Genomic DNA, 13106 nt, shown 5'->3' on the forward strand with positions numbered 1-13106 from the left:
CATCGATGGATGCCTGGCATGGCGCAATCTTACGCCTGCGGCGCAGCGACGCAGGGACGTTCCTGATCGACTGTCGGATGAAATCGATCATCCCTCGCGGGCGCGGAGCAATTTCAGCATCGCCATCAGCGTCTCGTCCTGCGCGGCAGCGATTTCGGCGACGCTGCGGCCGCCGCTGGCGTCCTCCATCTGCTGCACCAGCATCGCGCGCAGCGCTTCGTCGTCCAGCGGCGGATCGGCCATGGTCGACCAGCGCTTGACGATGCCTGGCGCGAACTTGGGCAGGAAGTCAGCGAGGCCGCCGGACCCCCCGGAGGTGTGAAAGGTGGTGAACTGTCCCTGTATCGCCCATTTCAGCGCGAAACTGTGCCGCATCGCCTTGTCGACATCGCCGACTGTGGCATAGCCTTCCGCCACCAGCCGCACCGCCTCGCGGAACATCGCGGCGGTCAGGCGATTGCCGATATGGCCGAAGATCTCGCGCCGCAGCAGGATCGGCTGCTTGCCCATTGCGGCGTATAGCGCGAAGGCGATGTCGATCGCCCGCGGATCAGTCGCCTCGCCGCCGCCGACTTCAACCAGCGGGATCAGATGCACCGGATTGAAGGGATGGCCGAGCACGAAGCGGTCCTTCGTCGCCAGCCCGGCCTGCAAATCAGTGATCGGCAGGCTGGACGTGCTGCTGGCGATCAGCACGTCGGCTGGTACCAGCCGGTCGAGCTCGGCGAAAAGCGCCAGCTTCAGCTCGGACCGCTCGGGCGTGCTCTCCTGAACGAAGTCCGCGTTCGACACGGCGTCTTCGAGACTGTCGTGAACCGTCAGCCGCTGTGACCAGTCGTCACCCTGGAGGGCGAGGTCCAGGGCTGCCATCTGATCCCAGGCGCCTGCGACATGAGCGCGGGTCCGCGGCCCGGCGTCGGGCAGGGGATCATAGAGGCGCACGGACTTGCCGCTTCCCAGGAAAGCGGCGACCCAGCCATTGCCGATGACGCCGCCGCCCACCGCGGCGACGACGTGGACATCGTGCCTGTCGCGATGGGACGGCATGTGGCTCAGTACCCCTTGAAGACCGGCTTTTCCTTGTTGGCGAAGGCCGTGGTGGCCGCCTTGTAGTCATGAGTCATCATCGTCATGGCCTCATAGGCGATCGACAATTCGCCGGTGAGGTTGACCTGGTCTCGCAGGCACTTGTTGACCGCAGCCTTCGACCAGCGCACCGCCCACATCGGCTGACCGGCGATCTCGCGCGCGATCTTGAGCGCTTCGTCGAGCACCTGGACCTTGGGAAAGGCATAGTTGACGAGGCCGATCTCCTCCGCCTTCTTGCCGTCCAGCAGCTTGCCGCGCATCAGATATTCCTTGGCGCGCTGCGGTCCGACCAGCAGCGGCCACATGACCGCGCCGCCGTCGCCCGTGACGAGCCCGACGCGGACATGGGTGTCGCCGAGCCGCGCGTCCTCGGCGACGATGCTGATGTCGCAGAAAGCGAACAGCGAAGTACCAAGGCCGATCGCATCACCGTTCACCGCGGCGATGATCGGTTGCGGCGTCATCAGGATCTGGTCCCAGATCCGGAGCGTGTTGATCGGCACGCGCAGCGCATATTTCAGGCCATATTCCGTCTGCGCGCGCTCGGCCATCAACTTGATGTCGCCGCCTGCGGAGAAGGCCTTGCCCGCGCCCGTGAGCACGATGACCTTGACCCGCTCGTCGCGTGCAAGCTTCAGCCAGATATCCTCCAGCTGCCAGTGATTGTGCGGGCCGACGGCGTTGAGTTTTTCCGGGTCGTTCATGGTGACGACGGTGACGCCGTCCGCGCCGATCTCGACCGTGAAGAAATCGAACTCGCTATAGTCGATGTCGCGCTGGAACTCGTTGGCATCGCTCATGAATCTCTCCAAACCTGAACCTGTTCTTTAGAAAATTGATGGCCTCTCAGGCCGCCGCCCTGTTCTTCTGCCAATCAGAGAAGCTCTGCCCGTTGTTCGCCAGCTCGACGAGCAGCGCCGCGGGCTGCAAGGACGGGTCGTCCGGCGTCTCTGACGCCATCTCGCGCAATTTCGCCACGATGCCGGGCAGCCCCGCCTCGTCGGCGTAGAACATCGGCCCGCCGAGATGTCGGGGCCAGCCATAGCCGTTGATCCAGACCAGATCGACGTCGGAGGCGCGCAACGAGATCCCCTCTTCCAGGATGCGCGCGCCTTCGTTGATCAGCGGGAACAACAAGCGCTGAACCATCTCCTCCTCGGCAATCGCGCGCCGGGTGATCCCCAGCCGCTCGGACGTGGCGATGATCACGGCGTCGGTATCGGGATTGGGATAGGGCGTACGATCGCCCGCCTCATAGCGATAATAGCCCGCGCCCGTCTTCTGGCCCAGCCGTCCGCTCTCCACGATCGCGTCGGCGATAGGAAAGGGCGTGCCCCGCCGCTTGCGGATCGAGTAGCCGATGTCGAGGCCCGACATGTCGTTGGTGGTCAGCGGCCCCATCGGGAAGCCGAGATTGGTGAGCGCCGCATCGACCTGGGGCGGAAAGGCGCCCTGCTGCAGCAGCCGCTCGGCCTGGGCCGATCGCTTGGCGACCATGCGGTTGCCGATGAAGCCGTCGCAATTACCCGAGTAGACCGGCACCTTGCCGATCATCTTGCCGACCGCCATCGCCGTCAGAATTGCTTCGGCGCTGGTCTTCTTCGCGACCACGACTTCCAGCAGCTTCATGACGTTGGCGGGGGAGAAGAAGTGCATGCCGAGGAAGTCCTCCGGTCGCTCCAGCACCGATGCGATCTCGTCGACATCGAGCGCGGAGGTGTTCGAGGCGAGGATGGTGCCGGGCTTCACGCGCGCTTCGAGATCCGCGAAGATCTCCTTCTTCACAGCCATGTCCTCGAACACCGCCTCGATGACGATATCGGCATCGGCCGCCGCCACGCGATCGACCGCTCCGGTGATGAGGGCAAGGCGCTCGTCCATCTGCGCCTGGCTGATCGAGCCACGCTTGACCGAGGTCGCGTAATTGCCCGTCAACCGCGCCAGACCCTTGTCGAGTGCCTCCTGCGTGGTGTCGATCACCGTGACGGGCACGCCGGCGCCGGCGAAGCACATCGCGATGCCGCCGCCCATCGTGCCCGCACCGACGATCGCCGCCTTCCCAACCGCGCGCGCCCTCGCGCTCTCCGGCAGTCCGGGAACCCTCGCGGCTTCGCGCTCGGCGAAGAACAGGTGGCGCAGCGCTCGCGACTGGCTGCCGGTCATCAGTTCGCGGTTGGCGACCGCATCGATCGCAAGCGCCTCGTCGAAAGCCATGGTGAAGGAACGCCGGATGGAATCGATATTCGCCTGCGGCGCGAGTTGTCCCTTGCTGCGCGCGGTGAGCGTCTTCGCCAGCGCATCGAAGGCGGCGGGATCGGCGCGGGCGTCGACGAGCTTCTCCTCGCGTTCGCGCACCGGCACGACTGGCAGCCCCTCGTCGATCACACGACGCGCGAAGGCGGTTCCTATCGCCTTCGGATCGCCGTCCTCGACCGCGTCGAGGATCCCGAGTTCGAGCGCCGTTGCCGCCGCGATCGGCTTGCCGGATAGCGCATGTTCCAGCGCTTTTTCCGGGCCGATCAGGCGGGGCAGGCGTTGTGTGCCGCCGCCGCCTGCGAACAGGCCGAGATTGATCTCCGGCAGGCCGACCCTGGCCGAGGGCACCGCGACCCGGAAGGCGCAGCCCATGGCTGTCTCGAAGCCGCCGCCTAGAGCGGTGCCGTGGATCGCGGCGACGACCGGTTTGGCCGAGCTTTCCAGCGCCGCGATCATGTCCTGCAGGGTCGGCGACACGCGCGGCTTGCCGAATTCGGTGATGTCGGCGCCCGCGAAAAACGTGCGCCCCTCGCAATAGAGTATGATCGCCTTCACCGCGGGATCAGCATTCATCGCCTCTATCGCCGCGGCCGTACCGGAACGCACGGCTATGCCCAGCGCGTTCACCGGCGGATTGTTGCTGACGATATATCCGATGTCGCCATCGACATGCGTCGAGATCTTCTCGTTGATCTGGGTCATGGCAGGTTGATGAGGCCCTATTTCTGAAAATCGGAGGGGATAAACGCGCTGTCACAAGCGGCGCGCACCCCCGTCCTGTCAAGGAGAGCACCCCGCGGCCTCGGAGGTATCGCGAATGTGAAGGGTTGGGCTCGGGCGCTTCGCACGGCGGCGCGTGATGCTTAGGTCAAGCGTCCGGAGATTTGCGCGGCGGGAGCCGCATGAAGGGAAAGTACGCCGATGCGGTTCGAGTTGACTGACGAACAGACCATGTTCCGGGACGCGGTCGCGGCGTTCGCACAGCGCCATCTGGTCGACGGCGCATTGGAGCGTGCGCACAGCGACGATTATCCCTGGGATGTGGCGAAGATGATGGCGCGGCAGGGGCTGATCGGCATCACCGTGCCAGAGGACAAGGGCGGGCTTGGCGGCAGCCTGATGGATGCGGTTCTGGCGATCGAGACGGTGGCGTCGGTCTGCCCGCGCTCTGCCGATGTCGTGCAGGCCGGCAATTTCGGCGCAATCCGCACGTTCGCGCAGTTCGCCAGCGATGCGCAGAAGGAACAGTATCTCGCACCTTTGCTGCGTGGTGAAGGGCTGATCTCGGTCGCGATGACAGAGCCGAACGCAGGTTCCGCAGTGACCGAGCTGACGACGACGGCGGTCGAGGATGGTGACGGCTATCGCATCAACGGGCAGAAGATCTTCACCACGCACGGAACCCACGCGACGGTGTTCCTGGTCTATGTCCGCTTCGGTCCGGGTACCGGCAATATCGGATCGGTGCTGATCGAGCGGGGGCAGGAGGGATTCAGCTTCGGCAAACCGGTCCGCTTCCTGTCCGGCGAGGAGTGGAACCCGCTGTTCTTCGACAATGTCTACGTGCCCAAAGGCAAAGTGCTGCTCGGGCCCGGCGGATTCAAGAAGCAGATGTCGGGCTTCAACGTGGAGCGCATCGGCAACACCGCGCGCAGCCTTGCGCTGGGTCGCTATGCCTTCAATGCCGCGGTCGAGCATGCCAAGACGCGCAAGCAGTTCGGCAAGGCATTGTGCGAGTTCCAAGGGCTCCAGTGGAAGTTCGCGGAGATGAAGCTGAAGCTGGAGGCGGCGCAGCTGCTGCTCTATCGTGCCGCGACCAATGCCGATTCCGGGCTGCCGTCACCCGATGACACCGCACTGGCGAAAGTGGCTTGCAACCGCGCCGGCTTCGACTGCGCGAACGAGGCGATCCAGGTGATGGGCGGCACCGGCTACAGCCAGGACAGCCTCGTTGAATATTGCCTGCGGCGCACGCGCGGCTGGATGATCGCCGGTGGTGCCATCGAAATCCTTCTGAACCGCATTGCCGAGGGCGTTTTCGACATGCGCTTCCCGCAAGGACCCGCCAGGAGCTAGCAGCGAAAGCGCTGCACGGACGGTCGCCAGAGAGAGGATAAGACGATGAACGAGATGAGCAAGCTAGCGGTTGCCGACATCGCGGTGACGCCCGACCGGGTTCCGGTCGATGCCTATATCTCCCGCGACTATGTCCAGCTGGAGAAGGAGCGGCTCTGGCCCAAGGTGTGGCAGGTCGCCTGCCGCGAGGAGGAGATTCCCAACGCGGGCGACTTCTACACCTATGACATCGCCGACGAGTCCATTTCGGTCGTCCGCAAGCAGGACGGCGCCATCGCCGCATATTTCAACGTCTGTCCCCATCGCGGTCGCCGACTCACCACGGGATGTGGTCGGATGGGCAAGTTCCACTGCAAATATCATGGCTGGCAGTGGAATCTCGACGGTCGCCCGGTGGAGATTGTCGACCGCCACGACTGGGGCGACATGCTGCCCGACGAGGATGTGACGCTCCAGTCCGTCAAGGTCGGCCGCTGGGGCGGCTGGGTGTTCGTCAACATGGATTTGGAGAGCGAGAGCCTGGAAGATTTTCTGGGCGAGGCGAAGACTCTGCTCGATCCGTTCGAGATGGACAAGATGCGCTATGCCTGGCGCAAGCGCATCATCATGCCCTGCAATTGGAAGACTGCCCAGGAAGCCTTCATGGAAGGCTATCATGTCCAGACGACCCACCGCCAGCTGCTCGCCTATCAGGACGACTATACGTACAGCAAGGCGTTCGGGAAGCACGCCATGTTCGGCTATGCGCCGACCGCGCTGTTCGGCCTGCCCAGTCCGCGGATCAGCGACCAGAAGGGCGATATCCGCAAAGGGCTCTACGAGTTCAACAAGGAAATTTGGGAAACGCTGAAGGCGACCACGACCGACGAGATGCTCGCCGCTGGCGCGCGGCTGACCGAGCTGCCCGAAACGGCGACGCCGTTCGAGGTCTATGGGGCCTTCGCGCAATTTCATGCCGAGGAGGCGGCGAAGAGCGGCCGGCCCTTCCCCCCGATGACCGGCGAGCAGTTGATGGCGGCGGGGACGGACTGGAACATCTTTCCCAACCTCGTTTTCCTCCAGCAGCCAACCAACGTGCTGTTCTACCGGTCCCGCCCATATGGCGACGATCCCGACAAGTGCCTCTTCGAGATCAATGTGCTCGAGCGCTACGCGCCGGGCGCCGAGCCCAAGGTCGAGGTAGAAGACGGCGGCGATGACTGGCGCAGCGTCGACTGGGGCCTGATTCTGGAGCAGGATTTCCAGAATATGGAGGAGGTTCAGCGCGGGATGAAGTCGCGCGCCTTCAAGGCCGCGCGCCCCAATCCCTATCAGGAAGTGGAAATCAGCAACTTCCACAACATCCTGCTGGCCTACCTGCATGGGAACCGCTGAATGACCGGGACTGGCTGGGACGAGATCGCCGATTTCGTGATCGTTGGATCGGGCGGCGGTTCGATGGCGGCGGCGCTCTATCTGAAGTCGATCGGCAAGACCCCCTTGATCCTGGAGAAGACCGATAAGCTGGGCGGATCGACCGCCATGTCGGGCGGGGTGCTCTGGATCCCCAACAATCATCTGCTGAAGCGCAAAGGCATCGCCGACAGCCATGAGGCGGGGCGAACCTACATGGATGCGACCATCGGCGATGATGCGGGGCCGGGATCAACGCCGGAGCGCAAGGAAGCCTATCTCCGCAACGGTCCGCACATGCTCCAGTGGCTGGAAGAGCGGGGCATGAAATGGCTGCACACCGAAGGCTGGTCCGACTATTATGACGATCGGCCCGGTGGTGTCACGCGCAGTCGCTCGATCGGGGCGCCGATGCTCGACGCCCGCAAGATGGGGCCGCTGTTCGACAAGCTGCGGCTCGGCCCGATGGTGATGCCGCTGCCCACCGACAAGGCGGGCATCATCGGCCTCGCTACACGCACCCCGAGGGGCATGTGGGAAGGCGTGAAGCTGCTGTGCCGCATGTGGCTGGTCAAGCGGCGGGGCAAGCCGATCTTGAGCTTCGGCGGAGCACTGCAAGGGCGGATGCTGATGCTCGCCGACGAGGCCGGCGTCGACATGCGAACCGGCCATGGCGTCGTCGACCTGGTCGAAGAGGATGGCCGGATCGTCGGCGTCGTCGCCGAGCAAGGAGGGCGGCAGAGACGTATCGGCGCGCGCGACGGCGTGCTCATCAACGCGGGCGGCTTCTCTCGAAATGCGGAGATGCGCAAGCGCTACGGGCCGCAGCCGAGTTCTGCCGAGTGGACCAACGCCAATCCCGGCGACACCGGCGAGATGATCCAGATCGCGGAGCGGCATGGCGCCGCGCTCGACCTGATGGACCAGGCCTGGTGGGTGCCCGCGACCTTGCCGCCGGGCAACAATCCCGGGCCCGGACTGATGCACAACACGGACATTTCCAAGCCGCACTGCATCATCGTCAACAGGCGTGGCAAGCGCATCCTCAACGAGAGCGGTTCCTACATGGAGAATGGCCAGCGCCTGTATCGCGACGAGGTGCCGGCCTATGTCATCCTCGATAGTCGTCACCGCAAGCGCTACGCCTGGGGGGTGCAGCCACCGGGCCAGACGCCGCAAGACTGGTTCGACAGCGGCTTCATGAAGACGGCGGACACGATCGAGGAACTGGCGGGGAAGGCGGGCATCGATCCGGGCGGACTCAAGGCGGAGGTCGAGCGTTTCAACGGCTATTGCGAGACCGGCAGGGATCTGGATTTCAATCGCGGCGGTCGCGGCTACGACAATGGCTTCGGCGATCCGACGGTGAAGCCCAATCCCAATCTCGGCAAGATCGAGAAGCCCCCCTTCTATGTCATGGAACTTGTGCCCGGCGACGTCGGAACGTCGGGTGGAATCGTCACCGACGAATATGCCCGCGCCCTGCGAGCCGACGGATCGGTGATCCAGGGGCTCTATGCGACCGGCAATTCGACGGCGTCGGTCATGGGCCGCTGCTATCCTGCGGCGGGCGCGAGCATCGGCGCGTCCTTCGTCTTCGCCTGGATCGCGGCGCGCCACGCGACCGGAGCCAACCAGTAGCGGGTCAGTCGGCCTCGTCGTCGGTTTCCTCAGCTGCTGAAAGGCCACGGGACCGGCGCGCGTCGGCCCGCCATTTTGTCGCGGTCTTGCCGGCGTGCTGGCGGAACATTGTGCGGAACAGTCGGCTGTCGGAATAGCCCACCAGTTGCGCGATGCGGTCGATCGAGCGGGTTGATTTTTCCAGCATCCGGACTGCGGCCTCGAAGCGCAGCTGGCTGACATAGGCCTTGGGCGACACGCCCAGCGCGCTGCGGAAGCGCCGGTGGAGCGTCGCCGGGCTGGTGGAGAGGTGGCGCGCGAGCTCCGCCATGTTGATCGGGCCGGTGAAGCGCTGCTCAATCCACAATTGCGCCTGCGCGACGAGCTGATCGGCGACGAGCAGGTCCTGCTCGTCGCGGTCTTGCCCCATGATCGATGTCAGCCAGCGCGCGATGTCGGGGGACATGGTGCGCTCGATCACGCGAAGGATGAGCGGCAGATCGTTGGCGATGCCATTGCACACCAGCAAAGTGCCGTGGTCGACCAGCCCGGTGCGTTCCTCGAAGAGCTGCCGGGGAAAGAGGATGCGGGTGAGCGGCTGCAGCGCGCGTGCGACCGGGATGGTGATGTCGCCGGAAAGCCCCGCCGCCATCACCAGCATGGACGCCGCACCGCTGGCGCCGATGATCGCACCCCGTTCCGATTGGCGGCGCAGCCAGGCGAGCAGCGGTCCCGCGGTCGCAAGGCTGTGTTCGAGTGGCGCCCGCCCGCCCGCGCGGAACGCCGGCAGCCAGATGAACGCGAAGGGCCCATCTTCGCCGATGGCGCCATCGACCTGCAACCGGCGACCGTCGGCCAGCGGCACGGATCCACCATCCTGCGAAAGGATGCGCAGCCTTGTTTCCATACGCTGACGGTCTTCGCCGGCGAACACCCGCTCCACCCGTTCGCGCGCCATCACATAGCTGTCGGCCAGCGCGCCGATGCTGCTGTGATAGGCGCCGGGAAGCGCGATGAGAGCGAAATCAGCCGCCATGCCTGAGAGAAAACATCCGTTATCTGCGCCCAATCAGCCTGTCAAGATGAGCGCCGTTGGCCGCACACCGTGACGGATAATGATCAAAGGAGACCAGAGGATGCCCGAACCGACCCGCTATCATGGGCGCCTTGCCGGCAAGGTCGCCATCGTCACCGGTGCCGGAGCGGATGGCGATGAGATCGGCATCGGCCGGGCAATCGCGCTGATCATGGGCCGGGAAGGGGCGAAGGTCGTTTGCGCGGACCTCTCGTGCGAACGGGCGGAAGCGACGGCGGCGCGGATCGCGACCGATGGCGGGCAGGCGTTCGCAACGGCCGGCGACGTGAGCGACGCCGCTGATTGCGCCGCGTTGGTCGATGCCGCCGTTACCGGCTTCGGACGCCTCGATATCCTGGTCAACAATGTCGGCATATCCGTGCCGGCGACGCTCGAATCGATCACGGAGGAGTTGTGGAACCGAACCTTCGCGGTGAACCTGACCAGCGCCATGCTGATGAGCAAGGCGGCGGTGCCGGAGATGGCGAAGCGCGGCGGCGGTGCCATCGTCAACATCTCCTCGCTTGCCGGCATGCGCGCCATGGGGGCGATCGCCTATGGCCCCTCGAAGGCGGCAATGGCGCAGCTCGCGCGCGAGATCGGCGTGCTGCACGGGCGGCAGGGCATCCGTGCGAACACCGTCGCGCCCGGTCATGTCATGACCCCGCACGCAATGAGCAAAATTCCCGCCGACATGCGGGAGGCGCGGCGAAAGGTCGGCCCCCTGGGCATCGAGGGCGACGCCTGGGACGTGGCGCAGGCCGTGCTGTTCCTTGCCAGCGACGAGGCCCGCTTCGTCAACGGCGTCGAGTTGGCGGTGGATGGCGGCGTAGAGGGCATCGGTCCGCTCGTCGGCCATGCCCTGGTGTCCGCGCCCTGAGCCCCGGAATCGGGCGGAGGGCTGGGGCCTGCCGTGCCAGGCGGAGCCAAGTTCAGCCGCCGTCGACCTTGGGGCCGAAATCGGGGGCGCCGCCGGCGGTCCATGGCAGGTGTCGGAAATAGCGGGCGCCGGCTTCAGCCTGGGTGTGGACCGGCGTCAGCCCGCCTTCGTCGAGCACGTCAGCGATACGTCGGCCAACCTGTTCCGCGCAAAGGCCGGGGTCGAAGACTTCGCCTGTCTCGGCGAAGATCAGGCTCGAAAGCCGGCCTCCCCCGGCCAAGAGGATGCGCCCGGCCTCGGTGCATTCACGGCTGACGAACCAAGCCATGGCCGCTGCCACTTGCCGGGCGTTCAGATTGTCGCGAAACCAGGCGACGACGGCAGGATCGGGGATCTGCTCGATCAGGCGCGAATAGGCGGTCGGCATCACGGCGTTGACGAGGATGCCGAGTGGCTTGCCCTCGATCGCGGCATCGAGCGTCAGGCCGATCATTCCGGCCTTCGCCGCGGCATAGGCCGCGTTGCAGCCGACGCCAAGCGCGCCGTTGGAGCTGACATTCAACACGCGACCATAGCCTTGGGCCGCCATATGTACCCAGGCGGCGCGCATCAGGTGATGGCCGCCGATCAGGTTGGTCGCATAATGCCGCTCGATCGCGGCATCGTCATGCGCCGTAAAGGCGCCGGCGATACCGCTGCCGGCATTGTTGATCAGGATGTCGACGCGGCCGAACGCGTCGAGCGCGGCCTGCACGATCGCGCGCGCACTGGCTGCCGATCCGACGGCACGGGCATTGGCGAGCGCGCGGCCGCCGGCTGCTGTGATCTCGTTTGCGACGGCTTCGGCGGGGGCAGAACTGCCGTCCTGTCCGCCGAGCACGCTGCCGCCATAGTCGTTGACCAGTACTGTGGCACCCCGCCGTGCGAGTTCCAGCGCATAGCCGCGCCCCATGCCGCCGCCGGCGCCGGTGACGATCGCGACCTGTCCGGCAAAGTTGATGGTCATGCCGCGCCGCTCTTGACCATCTCTGGCAGCATCTCGGCGCCCGAGGCGAAGGAACTGCGCCATTCCGGCTGCGCGGCAAGGCCGGTCATCACCCGATCGATGTCGACCTCAGACACGCGTTGGACCGGACCTTCCAGGATCTGCACGCGGCGAACATTGCCGGCGCCGGCATGGTAGAGGCCGCCGGACGTCCGGCAGCGCGCGCTGCAGAGCCATCCGACCACCGGTGCGACATGATCGGGCGACGCATAGTCAGCCCACCGCGCGTCGATGCTCCCCATCGACATCGGGGTGTAGGCGGCCGGTGCGATGACGTTCGCGCAGATGTCGACACCCGGCGGAACGTCGAGCGTGAGCGACCGCGCTATGCCGACCATCGCCGCCTTCGACGCGGCATAGTCTACCGATCCGACCTGACCCCACAAACCGGCGCTGGAGCCGGTCAGGACGATCCGACCATAGCCTCGCTCGACCATGGCCGGCCACACCGCCTTCAACCCTATCAGCACGCCCCACAGGTTGGTGTCGAGCAGGTCGCGCATCTTCGCGGGCGTGACGGTCGCGAAATCGCGGAAGGCCTGGACGCCGGCATTGCTGATGAAGATGTCGGGTCCGCCGAAATGGCGGGTGGCCGCCGCCACCACGGCTGCGGCAGCCTCGGCCGATTGCACCCGCCCGTCATGCGCGACGGCGCGGCCGCCGGCGGCCAGGATCTCCGCAGCGACGGGCTGCGCCTGCGAACTGCCGTCGGCGGCGACGCGGTTGCTGACGACGACCGCGCATCCCCGCGCGGCGAGCCAGAGCGCATAGGCGCGGCCCAGACCCTTCGCCGCGCCCGTGACGATCGCGGTGCGGCCGGCAAGCCCAAGCGTGTCGGTCACAACATCATCTGCCCGCCATCGACATTGATGGTCTGCCCGGTGACGTAGCGACTGTCCTGGCTGGCGAGGAACAATGCGGCGGGGCCGATATCGTCGGCGCAGTCGCCCAGATAGCCGAGCGAGATCAGGTTGATGACCTTTGCCGCCTCCTCGGGAAAATCCTCCATCCATTGCGCGGCAACCGGGCTGCGCGCGGCAGGGCAGAGGATGTTGACGCGGATCCCATATTTTCCGAGCTCGCGCGCGGCAGTGCGGGAAAGGCCGCGGATCGCTTCCTTGGTCGCGGCATAGGCGGCGAAGCCGACGCCGCCGTGGATGCCTTCATAAGATCCGAAATTGATGACCGATCCCCCCTTCGCCTTCATGTGCGGCACCGCTGCCTGCATGTGCTGAAAGGTGCCGTAGAGGCCTGAGTCGATTGTTGTCGCGAACAGCGCGTCGTCGGTATCCTCGAACATCGTGCCGGGACGCGAGGTCTGCGCATTGTTCACCAATATGTCGAGCCCGCCATAGAGTTCGACGGCCCTCGCGACCGCCGCCTCGGCATCGCTCCGTACCCCTGCGGTGCCCGCGATCCACGCGGCCTCGCCGCCGTCCGCCTTCAGCGCCGCGACGGCGGCCTCAAGCTTGTCGGGTGTGCGGCCTGTGATCAGCACGTTCGCGCCTTCGCGCGCGAACAGCTGCGCGATGCCTTGCCCGACCCCCTGGCCGCCGCCAGTGATGATCGCGGTCTTGCCGTTCAGCCTGCCGGACATGTCCTCTCCCTAGCGTCAATTTGCTCGACCATCCTGTTCCCCCTTCCGCCAAGTCAATGTCGCCGGCGCCGGCGAC

11 protein-coding genes are annotated in these 13106 nt (G+C 65.7%); 4 read left to right on the forward strand and 7 right to left on the reverse strand.

What is annotated here, in order from left to right:
* Positions 1 to 87: 87 nt before the first annotated feature.
* From FHS96_RS19030 to FHS96_RS19040, 3 genes are read right to left on the reverse strand one after another with little or no spacing between them, the layout of a single operon-like run.
* Positions 88 to 1047: a 3-hydroxyacyl-CoA dehydrogenase NAD-binding domain-containing protein gene (locus FHS96_RS19030; RefSeq protein WP_429595239.1), complete on the reverse strand. Its 960-nt coding sequence runs from the start codon at positions 1045 to 1047 to the stop codon at positions 88 to 90.
* 5 nt (positions 1048 to 1052) lie between these two features.
* Positions 1053 to 1889, reverse strand: a complete 837-nt coding sequence (locus tag FHS96_RS19035; RefSeq protein ID WP_429595242.1) for an enoyl-CoA hydratase/isomerase family protein — start codon at positions 1887 to 1889, stop codon at positions 1053 to 1055.
* Between the two features lie 46 nt (positions 1890 to 1935).
* Positions 1936 to 4047, reverse strand: coding sequence for a 3-hydroxyacyl-CoA dehydrogenase NAD-binding domain-containing protein (locus FHS96_RS19040; protein ID WP_429595245.1), 2112 nt, complete (start codon positions 4045 to 4047; stop codon positions 1936 to 1938).
* Positions 4048 to 4266: 219 nt separating this feature from the next.
* Between FHS96_RS19040 and FHS96_RS19045 the strand changes: the two genes are divergently transcribed.
* Genes FHS96_RS19045 through FHS96_RS19055 form a run of 3 tightly spaced genes read left to right on the forward strand, consistent with a single transcriptional unit; the run spans position 4267 to position 8454 of the window.
* On the forward strand, positions 4267 to 5421 hold the full coding sequence (locus tag FHS96_RS19045) for an acyl-CoA dehydrogenase family protein (RefSeq protein WP_429595248.1): 1155 nt from the start codon (positions 4267 to 4269) through the stop codon (positions 5419 to 5421).
* A 45-nt stretch (positions 5422 to 5466) separates the two neighbouring features.
* Positions 5467 to 6795 carry an aromatic ring-hydroxylating oxygenase subunit alpha gene (locus FHS96_RS19050; RefSeq protein WP_429595250.1) on the forward strand — a complete coding sequence of 443 codons (1329 nt, stop codon included), beginning with the start codon at positions 5467 to 5469 and terminating at the stop codon, positions 6793 to 6795.
* Complete coding sequence (locus FHS96_RS19055; RefSeq protein ID WP_429595253.1) at positions 6796 to 8454, forward strand: FAD-binding protein; 1659 nt, start codon at positions 6796 to 6798, stop codon at positions 8452 to 8454.
* Between the two features lie 4 nt (positions 8455 to 8458).
* Here FHS96_RS19055 and FHS96_RS19060 read toward each other — a convergent pair whose 3' ends face one another.
* Positions 8459 to 9469 (reverse strand): GlxA family transcriptional regulator, encoded by a 1011-nt coding sequence (locus tag FHS96_RS19060; RefSeq protein ID WP_429595256.1) that lies wholly within the window; start codon positions 9467 to 9469, stop codon positions 8459 to 8461.
* A 100-nt stretch (positions 9470 to 9569) separates the two neighbouring features.
* Here FHS96_RS19060 and FHS96_RS19065 point away from each other — a divergent pair, with 100 nt between their 5' ends.
* Positions 9570 to 10388 (forward strand): SDR family NAD(P)-dependent oxidoreductase, encoded by an 819-nt coding sequence (locus tag FHS96_RS19065; RefSeq protein WP_429595260.1) that lies wholly within the window; start codon positions 9570 to 9572, stop codon positions 10386 to 10388.
* Positions 10389 to 10440: 52 nt separating this feature from the next.
* On the opposite strand, the gene FHS96_RS19070 is transcribed toward FHS96_RS19065, so the two are convergent.
* The 3 genes from FHS96_RS19070 to FHS96_RS19080 are packed head-to-tail and all read right to left on the reverse strand — an operon-like array spanning position 10441 to position 13030.
* The gene (locus FHS96_RS19070) at positions 10441 to 11394 is read right to left on the reverse strand and encodes an SDR family NAD(P)-dependent oxidoreductase (RefSeq protein ID WP_429595263.1); all 954 of its coding nucleotides are present in this window, start codon (positions 11392 to 11394) and stop codon (positions 10441 to 10443) included.
* The gene (locus FHS96_RS19075; protein WP_429595266.1) at positions 11391 to 12275 is read right to left on the reverse strand and encodes an SDR family NAD(P)-dependent oxidoreductase; all 885 of its coding nucleotides are present in this window, start codon (positions 12273 to 12275) and stop codon (positions 11391 to 11393) included. Before FHS96_RS19075 ends, FHS96_RS19070 begins: the two co-directional genes overlap by 4 nt.
* Positions 12272 to 13030 (reverse strand): SDR family NAD(P)-dependent oxidoreductase, encoded by a 759-nt coding sequence (locus FHS96_RS19080; RefSeq protein ID WP_429595269.1) that lies wholly within the window; start codon positions 13028 to 13030, stop codon positions 12272 to 12274. The genes FHS96_RS19075 and FHS96_RS19080 overlap by 4 nt, the downstream gene beginning before the upstream one ends.
* Positions 13031 to 13106: the final 76 nt, after the last annotated feature.

The organism is Sphingomonas zeicaulis, assembly GCF_050433225.1.
GTDB classification, from domain to species: domain Bacteria; phylum Pseudomonadota; class Alphaproteobacteria; order Sphingomonadales; family Sphingomonadaceae; genus Sphingomonas_D; species Sphingomonas_D zeicaulis.

Excerpts from the sequence above, each read along its gene's own strand:
- FHS96_RS19030 (WP_429595239.1), bottom strand. The coding sequence starts at position 1,047 with ATGCCGTCCCATCGCGACAGGCACGATGTCCACGTCGTCGCCGCGGTG.
- FHS96_RS19035 (WP_429595242.1), bottom strand. The coding sequence starts at position 1,889 with ATGAGCGATGCCAACGAGTTCCAGCGCGACATCGACTATAGCGAGTTC.
- FHS96_RS19040 (WP_429595245.1), bottom strand. The coding sequence starts at position 4,047 with ATGACCCAGATCAACGAGAAGATCTCGACGCATGTCGATGGCGACATC.
- FHS96_RS19045 (WP_429595248.1), top strand. The coding sequence starts at position 4,267 with ATGCGGTTCGAGTTGACTGACGAACAGACCATGTTCCGGGACGCGGTC.
- FHS96_RS19050 (WP_429595250.1), top strand. The coding sequence starts at position 5,467 with ATGAACGAGATGAGCAAGCTAGCGGTTGCCGACATCGCGGTGACGCCC.
- FHS96_RS19055 (WP_429595253.1), top strand. The coding sequence starts at position 6,796 with ATGACCGGGACTGGCTGGGACGAGATCGCCGATTTCGTGATCGTTGGA.
- FHS96_RS19060 (WP_429595256.1), bottom strand. The coding sequence starts at position 9,469 with ATGGCGGCTGATTTCGCTCTCATCGCGCTTCCCGGCGCCTATCACAGC.
- FHS96_RS19065 (WP_429595260.1), top strand. The coding sequence starts at position 9,570 with ATGCCCGAACCGACCCGCTATCATGGGCGCCTTGCCGGCAAGGTCGCC.
- FHS96_RS19070 (WP_429595263.1), bottom strand. The coding sequence starts at position 11,394 with ATGACCATCAACTTTGCCGGACAGGTCGCGATCGTCACCGGCGCCGGC.
- FHS96_RS19080 (WP_429595269.1), bottom strand. The coding sequence starts at position 13,030 with ATGTCCGGCAGGCTGAACGGCAAGACCGCGATCATCACTGGCGGCGGC.